General features: G+C 48.6%; 18 protein-coding genes. 7 read left to right on the forward strand and 11 right to left on the reverse strand.

Annotated features, from left to right (window positions below):
* Positions 1-706 precede the first annotated feature (706 nt).
* Positions 707-3,172, forward strand: coding sequence for a GGDEF domain-containing response regulator (locus tag A3193_RS08725; RefSeq protein ID WP_069014538.1), 2,466 nt, complete (start codon positions 707-709; stop codon positions 3,170-3,172).
* Between the two features lie 141 nt (positions 3,173-3,313).
* Here A3193_RS08725 and A3193_RS08730 read toward each other — a convergent pair whose 3' ends face one another.
* The 3 genes from A3193_RS08730 to A3193_RS08740 form a co-directional block, all read right to left on the reverse strand.
* Positions 3,314-3,844, reverse strand: coding sequence for a DUF2914 domain-containing protein (locus tag A3193_RS08730; RefSeq protein WP_235614933.1), 531 nt, complete (start codon positions 3,842-3,844; stop codon positions 3,314-3,316).
* Between the two features lie 71 nt (positions 3,845-3,915).
* Positions 3,916-4,599, reverse strand: coding sequence for a zinc metallopeptidase (locus A3193_RS08735; RefSeq protein ID WP_069005971.1), 684 nt, complete (start codon positions 4,597-4,599; stop codon positions 3,916-3,918).
* A gap of 355 nt (positions 4,600-4,954) precedes the next feature.
* Entirely contained in the window at positions 4,955-5,359 is a 405-nt protein-coding gene (locus A3193_RS08740; RefSeq protein ID WP_069005972.1) for a DUF4332 domain-containing protein, read from the reverse strand.
* Positions 5,360-6,442: 1,083 nt separating this feature from the next.
* On the opposite strand from A3193_RS08740, the gene A3193_RS08750 reads away from it, so the two are divergent.
* The 3 genes from A3193_RS08750 (at position 6,443) to A3193_RS08760 (ending at position 9,016) form a co-directional block, all read left to right on the forward strand.
* Positions 6,443-7,096: an LON peptidase substrate-binding domain-containing protein gene (locus tag A3193_RS08750; protein ID WP_069005974.1), complete on the forward strand. Its 654-nt coding sequence runs from the start codon at positions 6,443-6,445 to the stop codon at positions 7,094-7,096.
* A 34-nt stretch (positions 7,097-7,130) separates the two neighbouring features.
* On the forward strand, positions 7,131-8,141 hold the full coding sequence (locus tag A3193_RS08755) for a hydrolase (RefSeq protein ID WP_069014540.1): 1,011 nt from the start codon (positions 7,131-7,133) through the stop codon (positions 8,139-8,141).
* 170 nt (positions 8,142-8,311) lie between these two features.
* Positions 8,312-9,016 (forward strand): hypothetical protein, encoded by a 705-nt coding sequence (locus A3193_RS08760; RefSeq protein ID WP_069014541.1) that lies wholly within the window; start codon positions 8,312-8,314, stop codon positions 9,014-9,016.
* 25 nt (positions 9,017-9,041) lie between these two features.
* On the opposite strand, the gene A3193_RS08765 is transcribed toward A3193_RS08760, so the two are convergent.
* From A3193_RS08765 to A3193_RS08775, 3 genes are all read right to left on the reverse strand, one after another.
* Positions 9,042-10,517, reverse strand: coding sequence for an ATP-binding protein (locus A3193_RS08765; protein WP_069014542.1), 1,476 nt, complete (start codon positions 10,515-10,517; stop codon positions 9,042-9,044).
* 13 nt (positions 10,518-10,530) lie between these two features.
* Positions 10,531-11,202, reverse strand: a complete 672-nt coding sequence (locus A3193_RS08770) for a winged helix-turn-helix domain-containing protein (protein WP_069005978.1) — start codon at positions 11,200-11,202, stop codon at positions 10,531-10,533.
* 107 nt (positions 11,203-11,309) lie between these two features.
* Complete coding sequence (locus A3193_RS08775; protein ID WP_141694607.1) at positions 11,310-12,047, reverse strand: tetratricopeptide repeat protein; 738 nt, start codon at positions 12,045-12,047, stop codon at positions 11,310-11,312.
* 401 nt (positions 12,048-12,448) lie between these two features.
* On the opposite strand from A3193_RS08775, the gene A3193_RS08780 reads away from it, so the two are divergent.
* Complete coding sequence (locus A3193_RS08780; protein ID WP_069005979.1) at positions 12,449-12,733, forward strand: RNA recognition motif domain-containing protein; 285 nt, start codon at positions 12,449-12,451, stop codon at positions 12,731-12,733.
* A gap of 281 nt (positions 12,734-13,014) precedes the next feature.
* A complete protein-coding gene (locus A3193_RS08785) occupies positions 13,015-13,878 on the forward strand; it encodes a TIM barrel protein (RefSeq protein ID WP_069014543.1) in 864 nt (287 codons plus the stop codon).
* Positions 13,879-13,927: 49 nt separating this feature from the next.
* On the opposite strand, the gene htpX is transcribed toward A3193_RS08785, so the two are convergent.
* Both htpX and A3193_RS08795 read right to left on the reverse strand, forming a co-directional pair.
* On the reverse strand, positions 13,928-14,800 hold the full coding sequence (htpX, locus tag A3193_RS08790; RefSeq protein ID WP_069014544.1) for a protease HtpX: 873 nt from the start codon (positions 14,798-14,800) through the stop codon (positions 13,928-13,930).
* Positions 14,801-14,985: 185 nt separating this feature from the next.
* The gene (locus tag A3193_RS08795) at positions 14,986-16,209 is read right to left on the reverse strand and encodes a ketose-bisphosphate aldolase (RefSeq protein ID WP_069014545.1); all 1,224 of its coding nucleotides are present in this window, start codon (positions 16,207-16,209) and stop codon (positions 14,986-14,988) included.
* Positions 16,210-16,336: 127 nt separating this feature from the next.
* On the opposite strand from A3193_RS08795, the gene A3193_RS08800 reads away from it, so the two are divergent.
* Positions 16,337-17,251: a LysR family transcriptional regulator gene (locus tag A3193_RS08800; protein WP_235615499.1), complete on the forward strand. Its 915-nt coding sequence runs from the start codon at positions 16,337-16,339 to the stop codon at positions 17,249-17,251.
* Positions 17,252-17,496: 245 nt separating this feature from the next.
* Here A3193_RS08800 and A3193_RS08805 read toward each other — a convergent pair whose 3' ends face one another.
* From A3193_RS08805 to rquA, 3 genes are all read right to left on the reverse strand, one after another.
* A complete protein-coding gene (locus A3193_RS08805; RefSeq protein WP_069014546.1) occupies positions 17,497-18,099 on the reverse strand; it encodes a cytochrome b/b6 domain-containing protein in 603 nt (200 codons plus the stop codon).
* Positions 18,099-19,685 carry a tetrathionate reductase family octaheme c-type cytochrome gene (locus tag A3193_RS08810; protein WP_069005984.1) on the reverse strand — a complete coding sequence of 529 codons (1,587 nt, stop codon included), beginning with the start codon at positions 19,683-19,685 and terminating at the stop codon, positions 18,099-18,101. The genes A3193_RS08805 and A3193_RS08810 overlap by 1 nt, the downstream gene beginning before the upstream one ends.
* Positions 19,686-19,887: 202 nt before the next feature.
* Complete coding sequence (gene rquA, locus A3193_RS08815) at positions 19,888-20,625, reverse strand: rhodoquinone biosynthesis methyltransferase RquA (RefSeq protein ID WP_083218417.1); 738 nt, start codon at positions 20,623-20,625, stop codon at positions 19,888-19,890.
* Positions 20,626-21,596: the final 971 nt, after the last annotated feature.

A 21,596-nucleotide genomic window follows, 5' to 3' on the forward strand; every position in this document is an offset into this window, starting at 1 on the left:
ATTGTAGATCTATTCATACCGTGACCAAATCTCTGTTTACAGCTCGTATGCACTCCAGCCAGGTCAAACCGTCGATCACTAAACATTATAAAAATCTGTTACTAATAACACTATTAAAATATTTTACTTTAACTGCTGACTAATTCCGTACAATCAAGCCAAAGCAGGTTATCTGCTATCCATTGGGATTACCCAAAGACCAAAGCAAAAATCACCTGCAGAAGATATCGGCAAGAAGTCCCGGTTTCTCCAGTTTCTGAATCATTTCAAGCTAGTTGAGTGGTTGCTATGCGTCAAGCATCACACAATTATCCATTTAATTGCCAACAACGCAGCATGGAAGATATCTGATGGGGCTCTTGAGTCTGAATACCTCATAATTAAACGGGCCAATTTTTTTAAATCTTTCACAAAAAATAAATGTTTTGTTGCCGATAATAGTACGCACTGATGAGTTGCGGCCTATATCCAACCCGGAACCACTTAAATCCATTGCCCCTGCGCTGATCCTGACCGACCTGGAAACGCACTTATTTGATTATTAGTGATTTGTCTCTCATTTTTCGCTTCCCATCTATTACATAACTAAAGTATTAATGCTTTTTATTTCAGGAAGTTAAGTCTGTTTTTCAGAATATTATTTAACAATTGGTCATTCAAGTTTTAGCACTATGAGACGACTTTATGTGTAGGCTAAACAATAAACATGTCTAACGATCAAGACTTTGACGGTATGGCAGAACAAGCACTCAATCGCTTTACTCAGCATACTGGTGATAAGCCGGTAGTTCTTATTGCAGACGATTCTCGGGTTGTGCGGGTATCGCTGAGGAATATTCTTAACGAAACCTGTCAACTTATTGAAGTTGAGGATGGGGAGCAGGCGTGGCAGGTCATATGCCAAACTCCATCAATCGATTTGGTTTTCAGCGACCTCTCCATGCCGAAGATAGACGGTCGCAAACTCTTAACCAATATCAGAAATTCCACGACTGGACGAATATCCAACCTACCGTTCATCGTTGTTACCGGCAATGAGGTGACGGAAGGTATCGCTGAAGAGCTTGAGAAACTTGGTGCATCGGGAATGGTGAGCAAGCCGTTTGATCCAACATTGATCCGGCAGTTCGTTGAAGAGTTAGCTGAAGAGACTGAGCAAGAGCTCTCCGTAGAAGTACAGGACGCCAATGCACAGAGTGACTTTCTCGACAATACCACCGATAAAACAGAATTTCTGGAGATTGCCAGCCGGGAACTCTCATTTGCGATTCGCAACAAGAATGAGCTTGCTTTGGCGCTGATAAAAGTGGATCAGTTCAGCAGCATTATGGACCACTACAGCGAAGCGGCGATCGAACATATCCTGCTGGCACTGAAGGAGATCATTGAGAAACACATCCATCCTGATGACACCCTGGGCTATTTCGGGGAGGGGTGCTTTTCCATTCTACGTCCTGCCTCGAATGCCATAGGAACAAAATACCTGAGCCGCAGAATTCTGGAAGATCTCACCTCAAAACAGTTTTATCTTGGTGAAGCGGATGAAAGCGTTACGGCGAGTATTGGCATATCAGCACCGGATATTAAACCGGGGATCCGCCTGCAGGATCTGATAAAACTTGCAGAAGGACGCCTCAAAGCCGCGTTTGAGAATGGTGGCGACAAAGTTGTCGATAAAGGTAACGAAAATCTGACTCCGGTCTCCATGCACGACAGCATGGAGATATCCAACGTCATATCCAATACACAGCCCAGCTCCCCCCATGTAGTGAGCAAAGGCTCCTCCGAGATCAACCGGTTGGCGGCGGAACAGGTTGCGGAAATCAAGGCCAAGTACACGAATCAAGCGAAAGATTTCGAGGCACAGGCAGGACAGATTTCTGAATACAAGCGAGCTCTGGAGGATTTGACCACTGAAAACAGATCGCTAATCGAAGATGTCAAACATTGGAAAAATGAATCCGCCGAAGCTGAACACCTGCGCCGGCAACTGTTTGAAGTTGAAAGCCAGTTCCAACAGTTGAAACTCAAGTTTGGCGAAGTGCAAAAGGACAATAATGAGCTGGCACACCGCGCCGAGACCACTGAAAGAGAGAACCGACGACTGATTGATGAAGAGGAAGAGAGAACGGCTTCTTTGAGACAGTCGCACCAACTGATCGAAGGTGAGAATAAGCGTCTTGAGAATCAGATCAGCGATCTCAAAAGCCGAGCAGAGAAAGCAGAACTCGAAAGCCTGAAATCGAATCAGCTGGTAACCAGCCTGAGGGATAACAGCAATCTGCTTAAGATGCAGGTTGATCAGCTGCAACAGGAAGTCAACGAACTGCGGGAAAAACAGTATCAGCAACCTAAAGCTGTCGAAAAAAGAAACAGCACTCTAGTCGATGAATCAAATTCGGAGTTGAAAACAGACACCGATCTCCTGGAAGAGCTGTACAAGCCGGAATTGGCTCTGTCACCTACTCCGCAGCCGCAGCCGCAGCCGCAGCCGCAACAACAAATCAAACCGGTCAAAGAGAGTAAAACCGACTCGGTTCATCTGTTTCCAGATAAAGAGCAGGTCGATCTGAAACAGAAGCAGGTAAAAGGAAGCAGGATTCCACCGTTTCGGGTAGAAGCTGAACCGATGTTCTTCAAAAATGGCTTCAACCCCTCCTCATTCACCATTGCCAGCTTGATCATGCTAGCCATCGTCGTAATTGGCGGCATCTATCTCTACACGGTAATGAGTGCACCTACCTATGATCCAGTATCTGACACAAATCAGGTAGCGCTGCCGAGTAGTTCTCCCAATCAAGGTGCAGCAGCCCTGCCGACCAAAGAGGTCGTAGTAGAGCAAACCAAAAGTAACAGTAGTCGTAGGACAGTCCCATCAGTCAACAGTGCCGGACATCAGCAAGCGGCCCCCGTCACCAGAGCGCCGAGCATTTCTGAGGAGCTGAGGCTTGAAAAAGAGCTGACTTTACGTCAGATGGCTGAGGAAGAGTTCAACCGAAGTCTGGTCAACACCACGACAGCCGAACCAGTTTTTTTCGATCCGCCCGAAACAGTTTCCACCGACTATGAATTTCAATCGGAAGCAGTCAACGAATCAGTTCCCTTATTACCCGAATTTGAAGCAGAGACCAATTCTGAGGATCTCGATCCTGCCACCGAAAGCCACAACTAAGGCATCAATCAACAATCCCTCTGGGCTCTCCATAGCCAGCTGATATATGACTCACTTCTCACGCTCAGCAGCCATAACCATTGTGCGCCGCTCTTCTGCTATGGCATTGAGATCTGAATTCTCCGCAAAACAGATCAGGATTTAATTTTCACTCAGACCACTAGTCCGCTGCTGAAAGATACTGGCATGCAGAGGCCAACCCGACTCATCAATCACGAAAACGGTCCATTTTCCCTCTTCCCCAGGGTTGAGGCTCTTGATTGAATAGGCCCGCCAGCGGGGGCCACCGACTTGAATATTGACCTCGCTGATCACTTCCCCTTCAAATTCCCATCTGTGAACGACTGTACGACCCTGAAGATTTCTAAGATCGGTAAAAAATGAGACTTCCGTGGCATTCTCATCCAGGCTGACTACCTGATCCACTGGCTCTCTGTCAATCACAGCGGTGGTGAACACAGCCCGGGCGACATAAGCATCGGGTACGGGAGACTCTTCAATACCTTGTGAATCCAATAGCTCCTGTGCTTCCGCTTCAACCTCCTCCGAGGTCACGCTTTCTTGTGGTGGATCCATCGCATCCTGTGACCACAGTGATGACTGTATGGAGATCAGCAAGATGGCCAACCAGGCCTGTTTCACAAGCCTAAATCCATGAAGTTTTTTTAGCATTGACACCTCCGACATGCTGTTATTGAAAAATTGAAACAGAAATCCCTGACAGGCGCCAGTTTTTGTCCCGGCTATCTTCGCAGAACTCGAATCCATTGCCAGAAATTCAATAAACCGGCCAGTGAGGCGGACAGATAGGTGAATGCTGCCGCCCGTAATATTTTTTCTGCCGCCGGGTATTGATCCGTTGTCAGATAACCATCCTTTAACAGAGGCATGGCTTTTTTAAAGCTTGCATCCAATTCAACCGGTAGGGTGAATAACTGTAACAGCACATTGGTCCCCATGATCAGAAATGCTGCCAGGGCGCTGATCATCCCGATTGCTGGCGCCCTGGAGATCACCGAGGCAATGGGAGCCAGAAACAGCAGAAATGAACCCAGCCGTTGGGCAAATTGGGCAAACCGGGCCAGTCGGGTCCGCCAGCGAAACATCGGCTCATCCGCTGCATCCTGCAGCGCATGTCCCACTTCATGAGCTGCGGTCGTAATGGCAGTGAGCGATTTCCCGCTCATTCGCTCCTTGGAGAGCCTGACAGCTTTATCACCTGGATCGTAGTGGTCCCCCAAATCAGTACTTTCAACACGCACATTCGTCAGGGAAAACCGATCCAACAGATGCCTTGCCAATTCACCGCCATTGCCGGGAAAGTTATCCTCTTCCTGCTGACTGTGCTTTTTCATGGTCCGATTGACCCACCATTGTGGACCAAGCAGGAGAAGCAGCAGCAGTGTCAAAATAAATACATAGTGCATGCCTTGTATCAACCGATAGCCGTACTGAGTTGGTTTGGAATTGAGCAGTTATTAACCTGGCGACTCAAACTGACGGGCTATTATTCACCCGGCACCTTAATAGTTATAACGTAACAGACGGTTCGCCTACTACTATGATGATCAGTGGCGGGAAAAGTTTGAGGGCACCGCTTGATTATTCAGAACTCTGACAGAGATACGGAGATGTGGCCTTGCTGTATGGACTGGATGTTCGTAGGCAGCCAGCGGTGTTCATCCGCTCTGTCCTTATCTAGGGCCTGTTAACACTGATCCAATAGGCCCTAGAACAACGCCATAACCATGACTGATACATGGTTATGGCGGATATTATCAGCTAGTAGGTTACTACTCTAGGAAGCTCTTTAGCTTCTGCCACCCATTTCTCAACTGAGGAGAGACTGGGAGTAGCACGTACCAGATTCTTCGCTTCATTGACCTCAACCATTTTTGAATGCAGATTCTCAGGCTTTCTTTGTGCCAATTCAGGTACGGTATCCACACCCGCTGCTTCCAATAGATCGGAGTACTGTTCACCGATACCTTTGACCCTGAAAAGGTCGGCCATATTGACCCATCTGAGAATCAATTTGCCACTGATTCCGGTTGAATCCTCAAGTGTCTTACGTCCTTTTTTGGTACTCCCCTGCTCCAGCAAGGCTTCCAGGTTCTTGATATCAGCAGCTTCCAGTTTTGATGCGTAGGTTGCACCGATACCCTCGATTTCGACTAGCTTAGTCATGATTTAAGTCTCTCTCTGGTTCGGATAGGTGGTTATTCTTCTTCCATAGTGAGTGTTCCAATACTCAACATCTGCCATCCCTATGCACCCTCTGAAAGGCTTATAATCCTGCATCATCGCTTTACCGGCATACGCCTCCAGATTTCCACAATCGGCGGCAATAGAAGTAATTGTTGATTCAGTGGATTCTCCCCTGAACCCTCTGACAACGATGATGCAGTACAAAAATCAAGCTGGCTTTTCCATCGCCTCCTTCTCATCCCTGTGAGATCTCCATAATACACACTATAAGAGTCTGATAAATCTTGATTTAGCTCTGAATTCTAAACAAGTGTTAAATGTTTTATCAAGGCATTCCTGGGTCTGTTAACACTAATTCATCGCGTCGACGACTTGACTGGCCAGGCTGATCCGACGTCGATCCTGCCTTCTTCGATCACCGGGATACCTGTGAGCCTTATCAAGCACCAGCCTTCGTCGATCCCGCGAGGCTTCCCGGTGGATATATGGATGAGCATGCAGCCTCCTGCCCAGCCGTGAGGCCGCATTAAGTCGGCCGATCATTTCGTGGGCAGATTCAGATGGATCAATGAATACAAGCCCATGAATTTCCCAGTCTTGGGCCTTATTGAACTTCAACCTCAACACCTTCGACCTGGTTATGTCCACAGCATTGACTTTCTCAGTAAAAAAAGACCAACCCGGCATTACCAGGCGGTTAACCATTTTGGTCAATTCCCGCGCAGTACACTCTTCCGATATCCCATTAATAAAAACCCACATCATTCCTCTCACAACATGGTCATTCGCAATTCAATATAGCAGACTATTCACCCGGCACCTTGATAGGCCATCATCTGTCTAAGCCCATCTGCCTTTGAAAATCAAACTGTTATAGGCTACAAGAGTCCCCTGAAGATGGCTTGTCAAAGTGTCTGCTTATTACTGTATTGCTGATCTTCAAACTATAATATCTAATCAAATCGATGAGTAATGTTTCTGGTCTATCGTGGGTTGATATTGCCAAGGAACAATTGCCTGTCAGCTGTACTCATAAATATTGAACGGCCTGTAGGAAGTGCAATGCCAAATCCATTTATCACTCAATTTCAGCAGTTACCCGATACCATCCCGATATTTCCGCTTGCTGGCGCTATCGTGATGCCTGGAGCGCAGCTGCCGCTGAATATCTTCGAACCCCGATATATCAATATGATAGAAGATGCGATGGCAAGTCATCACCTGATTGGCATGGTACAACCCTTGGATGAACCGGAAAATAGCAAAAATAAGGTATTCAATACCGGTTGCTCCGGCAGAATAAGCTACTATAGCGAGACTCCCGATGGCAGAATTGAGATCATTCTTACCGGAGTATGTCGGTTCGATGTCGGGGAAGAACTCAAGACTACCCGTGGTTACCGGCTCATAACCCCTATCTGGGCAAGGTTTGAATCAGACTACGACCCCGTTTCCACCGCATTGCTCAAAGAGCGAAAACAGATCGAACTCACCCTCGAACGCTATCTGCTGGCCAATGATCTGCAGACAGATACCGAACAGCTGAAACAACTTCCTACTGACCTGCTGGTGAATGTCCTGACCACCGCCCTCCCCTTACCCCATGAGGATAAGCAGTCGATGGTCGAAACTGTCGACATCGCTGAGCGACTTCAAATGCTGGTCGCAAAACTCGACTTGAGCAGTTATCAGCCAAGCAGTGATTTGAAACACTGAGTCTATTCAGTCAGTCAAGATTGCGTTTAGCTTCATGGCCAGTGTGACCCACACTCCTTTCAAACCTGCCTGGTGGCTCAAGTCGCCCCATCTTCAGACTATTTGGCCAACTCTTTTCAGATCAAGAGTCAAGCTCGATTTACATCTCGAACGAATCGATCTAAGGGATGGAGATTTCATAGACCTATCCTGGCATCAAGATTCCAGTGGGCCTCTGGTGATGCTGATACATGGATTGGAGGGCTCCATCAGATCCCACTATGTCACACCAACCCTTCAGGCACTACACCAGGCTGGTTTCCGCACCTTGTTCATGCATCTGCGGGGCTGCAGTGGTGAACCGAACCGGCTGCATCGCAGCTATCACTCCGGGGCATCTGAAGACCTCAAAGAGATCCTGGAACGGCTGGGCACCAGGAACCAGCTTCCGGATGCTGTGGTCGGATTCTCCCTGGGAGGAAATCTGCTCTTGAAGTACCTGTCCGAAACAGGTCACAAGAGTGCACTTGGTGCGGCAGTCGCTGTCTCCGTACCCTTCAATCTTGGCCAGGCTGCGACACGCCTGGAACAGGGGCTCTCCAGGATATATGGACGCTACCTTCTTGATAAACTGAAGAAAAGCTATTCGGAAAAATGCCAGATACGCGGTTTCGACAAAACGGCTGACCTCACTGCCATTCAAACCATCTATCAGTTCGATGACAAAATAACCTCCCTGGCGAATGGGTTTAACGATGCGGATGACTACTACAACAAGTGCAGCTCAGGCACAAAACTGAAAAACATCAACACACCAACCCTGATCATCCATGCCCTGGACGATCCATTCATGTTTCCAGCCAATGCCCCGACACTGGATCAGCTGGGCCCGGGGGTTGACCTGGAACTCTGCATGAATGGTGGGCACGTGGGATTTATCCAGGGGAATCTACCATTCAAAGCAGAGTATTGGCTGGACAAACGCATCACTCAGTACCTTAAAGCTCAACTCAATCCTGAAAATCAGTCGGACAATAACAACGACTTGCAATTATCATCCAACTGACACAATCTACACCTTACTCTACAAACCTGTTTGGATAATCAGGTCAGGTATCCACTCCAGCTCTGTCTACGCGATACCGAGAGCCAGTTAACCCGAATCCAATCTCACAACATTGAAAGCGATTGTAGCGGATAAACCTGAGTTTTTTATCTATTTCAAGGTCTATTTGAATGCCTGGTCCCAGTGGTAAAGAGACAGATCAGATGGTGGTGGATATCGCTTGTCTCGATCACAGGCGATTCCGGGCAACCCTCATTTCAACTATTGGCAGCCATTGTGAAGTATGGCGTAGTAGTAAACGCCACGAAAAACTCGTAGATGGTGAAATCGAGACAACCTATACCGAATTTGTTATCAAATGGCCTTACACAGACTATTCGGAAAATGAGACAAAACTACTGGCCCGACACTATCGTCAACTCAAGGATACCCTTGATGAGATTATCCCGGATGCCTTGTTCGTCGTCACAAAGATCAACGGTCGCGCAAGTGTTTTGGTGCTGGCCCAGGCAATCAATGTCTGGTTCAACATAGCCAATCAGCAGAATGAAGAAGAGGCAATCAAGCTGTTGTGCGCCAATCCAAAATCGCGGATTCAACTCTCCCGTTTCGTCAAAGCGGCTCAAGCCTGGCGCAAGTCAGACAATCCAAAAGTCATCGATCTGTTCGGCATTGACAATCTGATCATGGATACCAACCGGGATATCCATTTTCTGGACAGTTTTTTTGTTTTCTTTTTTGAAGACACCTTCCACTTGATCGATGGCTGTGAGGAGGATACCGAACTCGCGGATAAGGTTAACCTCTCAATCAAAAGAATGAACTATCTTGAAAGGCTACTGGAGCAGGTCAAGGCTTCGTGCGATCAGCAGTAATTGCTTGTCTATCTGGCTTACTGAGTTAACTAAGGGCACCCGGGAAATGCACAGAAACGGTCAACCCACCATGGTTTTCTCTGTTTTCCATCTCAATGGTTGCGTGATGAAGATCGACAATTCTTTTAACAATTGCCAATCCCAAACCACTACCCTGGATTTTGGTATCTTCACCCCGTCGAAAACGCTGATACAGACCCTGCTGCTTGGATTCGGGGATCCCGGGCCCAGTATCATGTACTTCTATCCTTGCGCCGGCGTCCAGCTCAACCAGTTTAACGGTGACTTCACCGTTATCGGGCGTATAGCGGATCGCATTGTCGATAATATTTCTCAGTAAAATCTGTATGGCGGGTGAAAACCCGGGTACCACCACTGTATCATTTGGGCCATCGTAGGAGATCTCAATATCCTTCTCCAAGGCCAAACCAGCTATGGCGGCGATGACATTGATCGCCTCCTGCTGCAGATCCACCTGATGGGTATGGGACTCATCGAAGGACTGACTATCCATTCTGGCCAGAGTCAACAGCTGTTCGAGCAGATGCGTAGCCCGATCCACCCCACGAATCACCTGATCAAGAAATCCTTTGTGTGCCTGTTCAGTTGAGAGAGATTTGGCTTGAGCCAATGTCTTTAAGGCGGCCAAGGGCGTTCTCAGCTCATGGGCTGCATCGGCGGTAAATCTTCGCTCATTTTCCAATGCAGAGTGAACTTTGAGAAACAGATGATTCAACGACTCCACCATCGGTACCACTTCACTCGGCACATCCTTAGTGGATATCGGGTCGAGTGAATTTGGATCCCTGTTCTCGACTTTGTCCGCAATCGTGCTGAGTGGTTTCAGACCGTTGCCAACCATCATCCAGATAATGAAGCCAAGTAGCGGTAGTGCGATAATGATTGGCCATAAGCTGTTAAAGACTATTTCCGATTCGATCTCCTCTCTTACAGAGAGTAACTCACCCACGAGAACATTGAACTGACCGCTCGACTCCTTCAGTCCAAACATCCTCCATGGTTTGTCCTCAATAACAAAATTGTTGTAACCAATCTTAAAATCGTTGAATGATGCGGGCAGATTTGAACGTAAATAGGTTTTTCCATTAACCCCTTTTATCAAAAAGGCGATTTTCGATTCATATCGGTGTCCCTCTACCAGATCCCTGGGTACCAAAGTCAAATAATCCTGTTCACTTTCACTCTCATGTGATTGAAAGTCCTGCAGAATCTTCATGAACCTTGAAGATCGAGTCGCGGTATCCTCAGCAACTTCAGCAATCAGTTTCTGCAGAGTCTGTTTGACCTCCTCATCCTCTTCAATCTCATGGATCATCAATGTTGCAAGAATTCTTGATTCCTGAGCCAGGGTAGCGTCGTAGATCTCTTCAACTTCATGAGAGGCTACCTGGTAGACAAACAGTGCGGTGATCAACCATAGGAATATGATGGTGGTTATCAGGCTGGCTAAAAGACGTCGGCGAATTGATGGGATCGTCATCTATTAACTCGCCCTAATCGGATTGACTCTGCTTAGGGATCATGTAGCCAACGCCGCGTACGGTCTTGATCAACGTCTTTCCCAGCTTTTTTCGAAGATGGTGGATATACACTTCAATGGCATTACTCTCCACACCCTCATCCCAACCATAGAGCGATTCTTCCAGCGCCTGTCTTGACATGATTCGTCCCGGATGGGATATCAGGGTTTCCAATATGGAAAACTCATTTGCGCCCAATATGACCTCTACACCATCCTTTTGCAAACTGCGGGATGCGGGATCCATGGTAATTCCGGCATACTCGATTAATGGTGCGGCACGCCCTTCCCGCCGGCGGCAGATGGCGCGTAACCGGGCATCTACCTCAAGCAAATCGAATGGTTTCACGACATAATCATCGGCCCCAAGATCCAATCCCTGGATCCGGTCATCTAGTGTGTCGCGAGCGGTTAGTACCAATACCGGTAGATTATTGCCTCTGCTGCGCAAATTTTTTAAAACGTGCAGGCCATCCTGAGTTGGCAGTCCGAGATCGAGAATCAGGGCATCGATATTCTCACTCAACAAGGCTTGTTCAGTTGCTGAGCCATCAACCAACCAATCGACTGTATGGCCCAACTCTCTCAGCCCCATACTGAGACCCTCGCCAAGATGGCGATCATCTTCCGCCAAAACAATTCGCATCAAACAAGTCCTGAATCGATCTTTTCAATTTATACAGTGCAGACTCATCCTTCTGAGTCATCTTCCTGCTGTGCTAGGGTCTGTTAACAGCCTATAGCTGCAGAGATTCAAAATGAGTGTGGAAACTCCGGTTGATTGTCATACTTTAACTGTAGCTGTTTTTTGGCAGTTGAAAGCGCTGCTTCAGCCGCTCGTTTAAGTCCGGCATCGGCCACCCGGTTATTGCTTCTGATGGGCAAAGCCAAAACCCTTTCAAAAGCTGTGATTGCAGGCTGAAAGCGCTTTTCATGGAGCAGGAATTCAGCATAATAGAAGTTTGCATCGATATTATCCGGATTCACATCCAGAGCCTTGAGCAAATGCTGCTCGGCTTTTTCATCATCACCGAATCCCAATGGATATCCTGGCACCTGGTAGTAGAGGCTCCCCAGCACGGTGTACAAAGTGCCATCAAGGACCGTCGGTTCAATCAATTCCGCCTGTTCGAGGAGGCGTTTTGCCTGTTTCGCGAGTCCAAGACCGGACATGTTGCTGCTGTCCTTGGCCAGGGTTGAAAGCACAACAGCATGCCAGACCATTGCAGCCGGGTTTCCTGGTTGCTCGTTGACGACTTTCTCCATCTCTGCTGCCAATGCCTGCAGAGGTTCGCGACGCTGATCCCGTGCAGTATCAAACTTCAAAATCGCCCAACGTTCACTCAATTCCAACAGTACTGGAGACATTTCTGCTGCCCAAACACAGCTCTGGTAAAACAGAAGCATGAGAATAGAGAAGGATATTTTTTTCATGACTATTATCTTACTCAATCTTTGCGCGCTGGAGCATAGAAAAACCACAATTTTCATACTCTAATATCCATCCAATGTAAAACTGGCGGTTATCCAGAGCAGTGAAATAACACACTGATTAATTTAGGATTTCCAGAGTTCATTACATATTCTTGACTGAAAAGTTAAATCGACAATCTCAAACTTTTGTAAGCTGTGATGTCGACTGGCAATATTCTAAGTGAAAGCATTGGCATATTATTATTTACATGGGTATCATTCTGTATAGGCAAAGAAACAGACCCATATCCGCTCCTCATTTGATTTATCTTCAGGTCGAGAATCGGCATCCTTCGTTTCCAAGCTAACAAGCGAGGCGAAACGCCAGCGCTTTAGCGTTCAAGGTCTGTCTGGCAGGTTTATACATGGGACCGTCAGACCCTGAACAAGATCAATAATCTGTTTAGGAATGTAAATCGATGACTAAATTGTATGTTGGCAACCTGGCCTGGTCTGCCACAGAAGATGATATCCGGGAACTGTTTTCCGATATCGGTGAGGTGCAATCTGCTAATCTGATCCTTGACCGGGAAACCCGTCGTTCCCGTGGTTTTGCTTTTGTTGAAATGGGCCAGGCTGATGCCGAGCGCGCCATTACCGAGCTGAATGGAAAAGATTTTCAAGGCCGTAGTTTGAGAATTAATGAAGCCCAGGAAAAGCCTCGTCGCAACTCTGGTGGCGGTGGCGGCGGCGGTCGCTGGTAAGCACCAAATTCCGAATTTATCGCTTTACAACGAAGATTCTTGAGAACGGTAGGCTGATATGCCTGCCGTTTTCAATTGACTACTGACCAATCAGTCCAACTTACTGATTGCGCTCGATCTTATAGCCCCCCTGCCACTGAAGTAGGCGGGTCAAAGGCTCACTGCTTCATAAAACAGGCCCAACCGGAACACCTTTCCATCTGGAAACGTGTCTGTGATCCTGATCTCCATTTCGGTCCGCTTTCACCCCTGTGTAACAGATAAGCATTAAACTGCGTTTCATGAAGAGTGAAATCCCCATCCGATCTATCGGACATAAAATTGTTGATCGCCGACGTGAAGAGATCGAGCCACTGCTCGTCAGTTGCCGGCAACAACACAGGCCCATTGAGATCGGTCTCTATTTCAACGATCCATCCTGTCATGAGTTCATCGAGAAGCGTCTGGCAGAGCAGCAGTTGATGCTGAATACCCATCTCGATCATCGTAAGCTGAGTGTTTTCAGCCTCGATGAGCATGAGAACGTGCCTCTTCTGCAACGTCAGATCGAACTCTCGCAGAATTGGGGTGCTGACTATGGGATCAACCATCTATCCGCATTCTCCCTCAGCCGAAGGGAAGCCTATCAGCCTGCCTTGATGGATAAACTGACTGAGCAACTGCACTTACTGAACAGTATCTGCCGGAAACATCGTTTCCCGATCTATCTTGAGAATACCTATCACGATCTGAGCTTCTACAGGCAGGTCTTCAACTCGATCATTGAAAACCAATTCGACTATCTGCACTGCTGTTTTGATTTCGGCCATGCAAAAGTCTGGTCCAACCAGACTCTATCCGAGTGGCTTGATTTCCTTGAGACTCTGAAAAACGCCGGAAAGCGACTCCATTTTCATCTGCATACCAACCGGGGACTATCAGACGAGCATCTCTCATTCATTGAGGCGGAGTGGTTGGATATCATCAAAGCGGACAGTTTCACGACTCCACTCAACAGCTTCGAAGCGATCGAACTGATTGACAGCCGATTTGCTGATTCCAGGAAGTTGATGGAGGTTCCAACCCATGAGGCTGTGGAGAATCTGCACAAGGTTGTTGAAGAGATCGAGCGGATCAGGCAATCGAAACAGCTTAGAAGTGCCTGATATCCACCAATCCCAACAGAACTGGCGCTGAAAATTGTTGTAAAACTGACTACGCAGATTCCAGTGCTGCGATACGATCCTCCAACGGCGGGTGACTGGCGAACAGCTTCTGCACTTTTCCCGCACTGATGGCGAATGCCGCCATCTCTTCCGGCATCGGTTCCGGCTCATGGGCCTGTTGTAATCGCCTCAGGGCGGCAATCATTTTGCCTCGACCGGCCAGATCCGCACCACCCTTGTCTGCCCTGAATTCACGCCAGCGGGAGAACCACATGACGATCGTCATCGCCAGGATACCCAGCACGAATTCCGCAATTATCGAGACAATATAGAAGGCCGGCCCATAACCCCGCTCCGTCTTGAACACCACCCGATCCACAGTATGTCCAATGATTCTTGAGAGAAAGACCACAAAGGTATTGACCACGCCCTGTATCAAAGAGAGGGTTACCATGTCCCCATTGGCCACATGGCTGACTTCATGAGCCAGTACCGCCTCGACTTCGTCCCGATTCATCTGTTGCATCAGGCCGGTGCTGACCGCAACCAGGGCATCATTCTTGTTCCACCCGGTGGCAAAAGCATTCGGAGAAGCATGATTGAATATTCCCACCTCCGGCATTCCTATGCCTGCCCGCTGGGCCTGGGATTCAACGGTGGCGACCAGCCAGCGCTCCACCTCATTGCCGGGGGTCTGGATGAGCTGAACCCCCATACTCCGCTTGGCCATCCATTTGGAGATAAAGAGAGAGATCAGAGATCCGGAAAAACCGATGACCGCTGAGTAGACCAGCAGTGCATTGATATCCAGGTCGACCCCATTCTGCATCAGCAGCCCTTCAATCCCGAGGATTCTGAAGGTGATGCTGATCAAGGCCAGAATCGCCAGGTTGGTGCCGAGAAAGAGTGCAATCCTCATCATATCCGTTTCACATCCTGATCGTTTTAAACTCTGAAATTTATCTATCTGAATATGGGATCATTGATACTGATTTTCAACTGAAGTTCCCAATTACACACCATGGGCACCAAACCGAGCCTTAAAAAGACGATACAGGTTGCAGCCTCAAATTCGAATTGGTTTTCTACACCACACTACCGGTGCTCTCAGGCTGACAGCTTGGCCCTGCTCTCCGTTGCAACAGAACTCTGATCAGACTCGACAGCCTGGTAGTCGATACTGATACGATCCCCGGCGATAGGGCGGAAAAACCCGTCAGCGAACGCCACATGATCCACATGCTCGCGATAACTGTCTATCACGGCAGGATGACAGAATTTCACCAGCCAGGTGTAGCGATATCCTGCACTCTCCTGTACCGCATCACCGGTGAATACCCGACGCACACCGGGAATGGCGCCGAGAACACGTCTCCCCTCCTCCATCATATGATTGATCTGCTTCTCATCATCAATACTGGTGTTGTAGATGATCAGATGCTCCACCGGCAGCCAGGGATCACATTCGGCCAATACTTCCGAGGCACGTCCGGCGGATCCCCAGAGTGACATGCAGCGTGCCGCCTCCTCAAGGATCCCATCACTTACCCCTTGCATCAGACCGGTATAACCCAACCGATGCTGTTCCGCATTCTTACCCACGCATGCGCCGGCCACATCGGCCAGAGCCGTATAATAGTTGATCTTAGCGATGCCATTTTCTATCAGCCTTTTATACTGCTCAGCAGAGAGTCCGGTACCGCCGTGCAGGACCAGCGGTATAGCCAGTGCTCCGTTGATCTGTTGCAGACGCTCGAAATCGAGATTCGGCTCACCTTTCATGCGACCGTGGACTGTACCGATTGAGACGGCCAGAAAATCCACTCCGGTCAGATCAACAAACTGTCTGGCCTCGTTCACTGAGGTATGGCTCATTTCACCAGGATGCTGTTCCGCATCCTCACCCTCCACACCGGGTACATAGCCAAGCTCCCCTTCCACAGGTATGCCGCAAGCATGTGCCATGGAGACGACCTGGGCAGTAGTCTCCACATTCTCCTTGAATGAAGTATGTGAGGCATCGACCATGACCCCATTACAACCCAGCCGTATTGAGTCGATGGCAGATTCCAGGCTTTCTCCATGGTCCAGGTGGATCGCCACCGGCACCGCCGCGCGTTTTGCCGCTGTCTCGACGGCGGCCATCAACAGTTCGAAATCGTAGTGCTGAAAATGGGACTCGGCCAGGGAGAGGATTAGCGGCGAGGCGGTCTGTTCGGCCGCAGCCATCACACCGGTCACAAAGTCCAGGCTGACCACATCGAAGGCACCCACAGCATAACCATTGGCATGGGCGTGATTGAGCATCTGTTTCATATTTACCAGCGGCACAGGATCTCTCCTTATTCCCAATAGAGGTGATAGGGTGGAAAACTTTTATCCCCGGCAACTTTACGCTTGCTTAACTGTTAGGTTAATTTAAATTAAACTAATATTTCGTTAAACTTGGGTAAAACAATTGATCAGGCGTTTAACACTCCATCAACTGACCATATTCACGGCGCTCGCCCAACACGGAAATATGACCCGTGCAGCCAAAGCGCTGCATATGAGCACCCCAGCCCTATCCATTCAGATCAAGCAGATGTCCGATGCGATCGGCATGCCGCTGCATGAGCAGATTGGCCGGAAACTCTATCTGACCGACGCAGGCAGACGGGTCGAAGAGGCCGCCCGTGACATTCTGAACCGGTTAGAGGCACTGGACTCGGAGATTGCGGAACTGCAAGGTTTGGAACAAGGCAGGCTCAGACTCTCCATTATCACCACCGCCAAATACTTTGTACCCAAGTTACTCGGTTCATTTTGCCAACGCCATCCCGCTATAGAGGTCTCCCTGGATGTGGCGAATCGCGATCAGTGTCTTAACCGTTTGGAGCGGAATCTCGACGACCTCTACATCATGGGAAAATACCCCGAAGCGCTCGCTGTTGAAGCGGTCCCCTTCATGGAGAACCCCTTGCTGGTGATCGCCCCGAGTGGCCACCCTCTGGCCGACAGAAAAAACTTATCCCCCAAGCTGCTGGCAGAAGAGTCCTTTGTCATGCGTGAACAGGGTTCCGGTACCCGTCTTGCCGCTGAAAGTTTCTTTGAGTCTCACAAGATAGAGCTGAAAACCCGCATGACCCTTGGCAGTAACGAGGCGGTTAAGCAGGCAGTTGCCGGTGGCCTTGGGCTGGCGGTGCTATCCCAACACACTCTAACCCTTGATCGAGCCTCGGGCGCTTTTGCGGTACTGGATGTGAAGGGGTTTCCATTGATCAGGCAGTGGTATGCGGTTTATCCCCGGGGCAAGCGGATATCTGCGGTCACCAGTGCCTTTCTTCAGTACCTGATTTCTGAGGGTGAGAAAAGTATTCGCTCACATCCCTGACGCCATAACTGCAAAGTAGTATCAAAACTTACAGTCGGCAGTTATGGCGGATTTCTGTGAGTTATTGACCATCGTGGAGCAAATTTTCAGTTCCAAGCGTACAGGTCAATAATGCCTGGTTCAGTTGCTCAATAAGCAACAGCAAATGCGTTTATTTAAATTTAAGTACGCATTTAAAGGAGATGCTGCCATTGACGGCTGATTTGTTATCAACTACCTGACAACTTCACATCATCTGATACAGTTCAGTCATCAACCTCTTCATAACCGGTAATCATAGCCTTTACATCAGCCCCTACAGGGTCACTCATGGTAATAGTCAGGTAGAGGTGGGCAACCAGGAAGGTCAGCATCAGGAATGCAGCACCGGTATGAACCAATGCAATAGCACCCAGCGGTAACCATTCCAATCCGATACCACCCAGATCCCCATAGAATAGATAGAGTAATCCGCTGATCCAGATAGCCGGTCCAATGAACAGATGCAGACCCAGGTAGGCTGACCTTTGTAATGGATTATGCTTATGGCTGCGGTCTTTGTGGAAGGGGTGCCCCTTTCCCTGGAAGATCTCAAAGGCGTAGTACTTGACCATCGCCAGGATGCGCTCCATTGGTGATGGGATATATTGTTTCCACTCACCAGTGGTCAGGTGCCAAAACCAGGCGAAGGCCCATAAACCGATCAGGGTCCAGGCAGCAATGCGGTGAATCTCAGCGGCCTGTTCCCAGCCTATCAGGGTATAGGTGCCATGTATCTCAAAGCCTGTTATCAACATCAGGATGATGAGTGCAGCTTGGGACCAGTGCCAAAAGCGTTCAAAGCCAGCATAGAGTTTTATCGTTGCCATCAGCTGTTCCTCCTTTTTTTAGAAACCATCCGCCCAAGACCGTGCACCGATACACCACCCAGGGTGCCCAATACCATCAACCATCCTATCAGGTCCAAGGTTTCGTTCCTGTCCCTTCCCGGCATGTAAAAACCACTGACACCAACCAATCGACCGTTACGTGCATGACAATCAGCACATCCCAGTGCATTCTCCTTTGGCGCCACCATATGTGTGATGGGCCAAAAGTACTCGGTCTCTACAAATCCGTATTCTCCGCTGAACTCCTTACCCCTTGCCATCAGACCCGCCTTCAGGGCTCTGCCCCAGTCAAAGCTCTTCCAGAAAGCATCTGGATCCTTTCCGAATAAATGGGGTACACCAAGGATTTTATTCTTGGTGTCATAGGGCTGTTTACCTCGCATTACCTTGAACGGCCAGATTCGGGAGTCAGGATCCTCATAACTGCCTTGAATGCTATTAATCGGCACCACACCGCTATCATCGATCTGCTCACCAAACAGGGTGTAGCGGACTTCGCCATCAAACCAGTAATACTCAGGTATGACATTCTCCTCCCAGGTAAAATCGCCCTTCTTGAAGTGGTAGACTGCATAGCCATCCTTCTTTTTCACCAGCGGCTTGCCATCTGCACCTTTCTGACCGGCAGTGGACCAATCCCACCACATCTTGGTCTTGCGGCCTCCACGAGCAAACTTGGGTACATGGCAGGTGACACAGGCAACCTTATCGGTATGGCTGTTAAGTTTTGGATTCGCCTCTTCGCCATGTGCTGCACTACCATGGCAGGATTCACAGGTAGCACGATTCTGATCTTTTTGACCTGGAATCACCACGCCCCGCTCATCCGATGGCTTTGGTGTATAGCGGCTGCCTGCAATCTCATGACCACCAGTGGTATGGCAGGTCTGACAACTGAAATTCAATCCCTCATTATCCATATGCACATCGGTAGCCCGGTTTGGCTTATGCATGGAAGAGTCGAGGTGACCATGTTTTACACCGTCCCCGCCGCCGCCATAGAAGTGGCAGGCTCCACAGTTGCTGCGGCCAGGCTTACCGACACTCTGGGCAACTTTCTGCAGATCGGGAGGCTGACGGAGCTTGCCTTTTTTAGGCGGCCACTTTTTTGGTTCATAGTTGGGATGTCCCGCACCGGTCGGGAATTTCTTATAGGTCCCGGTGGTATCATGACAAACTAGACAGTCCACATTTTGTTCTGAGCTGAGATCGAAACTGTCGTCTTTCCAGCCATATCCTATATGGCAACTGGTACAACGCGGCCAGTTGGTAGCGGTGGCAACACAAAAGTTATTGAGGACGTTCTTCTTACCGAGAGTCTGGCCAGTGAGTTGGTTTTCAAATGCCCAAGTCCAATGTGAGGTTTTGTGTAATTGTTTAGCCGCCTCGGTATGGCACTCCAAACAGGCTTTGGTGACTTCCGGACCTGTCTCGAACTCCTTTTGAAGCTGTTCGAATTTACTGTGGTCTGCTGTGGAATTTGTATCTGCAGCCCATATTGGGCTAACACACAGAACCAAAACTGCACATAGCAGCCTATTCAAACATGACTGAGAGCTTTTCATGAATGTCTCCTGAGATGCCTTAAGGCAGACCGTCCAAAACAGCTGATGGCGGTCATGAATCAGGAAACTGCTTGAGATTATGTTGTCGCTTAGCTGTCAGGTTTTTTTTATAACAGTCCTTCTACCTTGTATTTATAGTCGATATTTTTTTACAAGTGATGGTCTGTTATTGAGATTTGTCAATAAAAGGTGAATGAAGAACTCAGCCGGCATTAAGATCGATACTCGTCATCTGGTACAAGCCACCGAAAAACAATCGTTTCTTGATTCCGGCCTGGTTTCTGTCCAGATTAGCCCAATTCTCGATATCCTTGCACCAGAAGTTTTCAGCGTAAGGCTCAAGCAACTTGAATATACCTTTCATGACGTACCGCATGGGATTCCAGACTGCTGGCAGGTGGTAGTCAACGAATACGATACGACCACCCTTGCGGGTAACCCGAACCGCCTCTGCAATGGTCGCCAGGCGAACTGCTTCAGGCTGTTCATGTAACAAAAAGAAGACAACGGTATTGTCAAACTCACCATCTTGGAATTCCATCTTGCTCGAATCTTGTTGATGAAGTCTGACCTGGCCATTACTCCCAATCTTACTGCGTGTATTGTCTAGCTGAACCGGTGCCACATCTATGACGTCAAGGATCGCACCTGGCGTCAACTGTTGTGCAAGACGCGGGGTGAAGTCACCGTATACACAGGCTATTTGAAGGGTTTTCCCTTCAATTGAATGGCCAAGTTTCTCGAGTGCAGCATCTCTAAGATTATTGAAATTCCCCCAAAGTATCAGGTTGATCAGCCACTGTTGTTCAAAAAAGCGTACAGCCCTGGGGTGTAAATAAGCCCACCAGTATGCTTTCTGAAGATATGACGGTATTTCTTTCTCACAACTGTTTGTCGAGGCTGTCAATCCCCCAGATACCACTGTAGATGATCTTTCCATTTTCTTGTTATTTGCTGCTACACCCAATTTATGAGCTAGTAGGATAAGCCAAAAAATGCCAAGAGGTTAACCCTAAATTATTAGCGGTTTAATGCTCACATCCATTGTCAGGGTTATTCATAGGAACCTACTACTTTACCCACCACTGAATATTGGCAATCAGATAGAGGTATTATGATCTGGAACTACAGACTTTTCTCAAAACATTCTGTACCTTAGATCCCGATGCATAGTCCCAATCAACTGACTTAAAAGTGTCATTCAATGGTCAAATTTGATTGACCTCCGATCTGGGCATGTATTGCCGTTTTATTGATGGTTTAATCTGACCCAGTGGGTGTTGTGAAGCTGCCAATGATGACCCAAGGACTTCAAACATCACCTGAATTTAATTAGCTTCCTTAACGCCTTAGGTATGCAGCCGAGACAGGTAAGGTCGAAAGTGCTACAGACTAGGGTGTTGTTATACCGGTGAGGAGTATGAATAGGCTTACTCACAAAGAGATCACCACAACGGGATTCGTGGATAGGGACTAATTCACCTTCGGTTCATCCCTACAGGGCGCTTTCTCTGCAGCGTCTGTGTTGCTTGGCTCCATTCGAAGTCAGGATTAAAATCAAATCCTGAGTCTCCACCGGTTTAATAGGGGTGCTCGCCACGCGAGGTTTTCGGTGCCTGCTGATGGGCAGGGATTGATTCGCTGCGCTCACCCCTACGGGGCGCCTACGCTGCGCTGCGGCGTCTGCGTCACTGCGTTCCTTTCGAACGAAGGGTTCGCACCAAAACCTGCCTCTCCGCCAATAATTAAAGAGTGCTCGCCACGCGAGGTTTGGGTGCCTGCTGATGGGCAGGGATTGATTCGCTGCGCTCACCCCTACGGGGCGCCTACGCTACGCTGCGGCGTCCTGCGTCGCTTTGCGCCTGGTGATTCGCTGCGCTCACCCCTACGGGGCGCCTACGCTGCGCTGCG

The sequence above is a fragment of the Candidatus Thiodiazotropha endoloripes genome (assembly GCF_001708965.1).
GTDB lineage: Bacteria > Pseudomonadota > Gammaproteobacteria > Chromatiales > Chromatiaceae > Thiodiazotropha > Thiodiazotropha endoloripes.

Excerpts from the sequence above, each read along its gene's own strand:
- A3193_RS08725 (WP_069014538.1), top strand. The coding sequence starts at position 707 with ATGTCTAACGATCAAGACTTTGACGGTATGGCAGAACAAGCACTCAAT.
- A3193_RS08730 (WP_235614933.1), bottom strand. The coding sequence starts at position 3,844 with ATGCTAAAAAAACTTCATGGATTTAGGCTTGTGAAACAGGCCTGGTTG.
- A3193_RS08735 (WP_069005971.1), bottom strand. The coding sequence starts at position 4,599 with ATGCACTATGTATTTATTTTGACACTGCTGCTGCTTCTCCTGCTTGGT.
- A3193_RS08740 (WP_069005972.1), bottom strand. The coding sequence starts at position 5,359 with ATGACTAAGCTAGTCGAAATCGAGGGTATCGGTGCAACCTACGCATCA.
- A3193_RS08750 (WP_069005974.1), top strand. The coding sequence starts at position 6,443 with ATGCCAAATCCATTTATCACTCAATTTCAGCAGTTACCCGATACCATC.
- A3193_RS08755 (WP_069014540.1), top strand. The coding sequence starts at position 7,131 with ATGGCCAGTGTGACCCACACTCCTTTCAAACCTGCCTGGTGGCTCAAG.
- A3193_RS08760 (WP_069014541.1), top strand. The coding sequence starts at position 8,312 with ATGCCTGGTCCCAGTGGTAAAGAGACAGATCAGATGGTGGTGGATATC.
- A3193_RS08765 (WP_069014542.1), bottom strand. The coding sequence starts at position 10,517 with ATGACGATCCCATCAATTCGCCGACGTCTTTTAGCCAGCCTGATAACC.
- A3193_RS08770 (WP_069005978.1), bottom strand. The coding sequence starts at position 11,202 with ATGCGAATTGTTTTGGCGGAAGATGATCGCCATCTTGGCGAGGGTCTC.
- A3193_RS08775 (WP_141694607.1), bottom strand. The coding sequence starts at position 12,047 with ATGAAAATTGTGGTTTTTCTATGCTCCAGCGCGCAAAGATTGAGTAAG.
- A3193_RS08780 (WP_069005979.1), top strand. The coding sequence starts at position 12,449 with ATGACTAAATTGTATGTTGGCAACCTGGCCTGGTCTGCCACAGAAGAT.
- A3193_RS08785 (WP_069014543.1), top strand. The coding sequence starts at position 13,015 with ATGAAGAGTGAAATCCCCATCCGATCTATCGGACATAAAATTGTTGAT.
- htpX (WP_069014544.1), bottom strand. The coding sequence starts at position 14,800 with ATGATGAGGATTGCACTCTTTCTCGGCACCAACCTGGCGATTCTGGCC.
- A3193_RS08805 (WP_069014546.1), bottom strand. The coding sequence starts at position 18,099 with ATGGCAACGATAAAACTCTATGCTGGCTTTGAACGCTTTTGGCACTGG.
- A3193_RS08810 (WP_069005984.1), bottom strand. The coding sequence starts at position 19,685 with ATGAAAAGCTCTCAGTCATGTTTGAATAGGCTGCTATGTGCAGTTTTG.
- rquA (WP_083218417.1), bottom strand. The coding sequence starts at position 20,625 with ATGGAAAGATCATCTACAGTGGTATCTGGGGGATTGACAGCCTCGACA.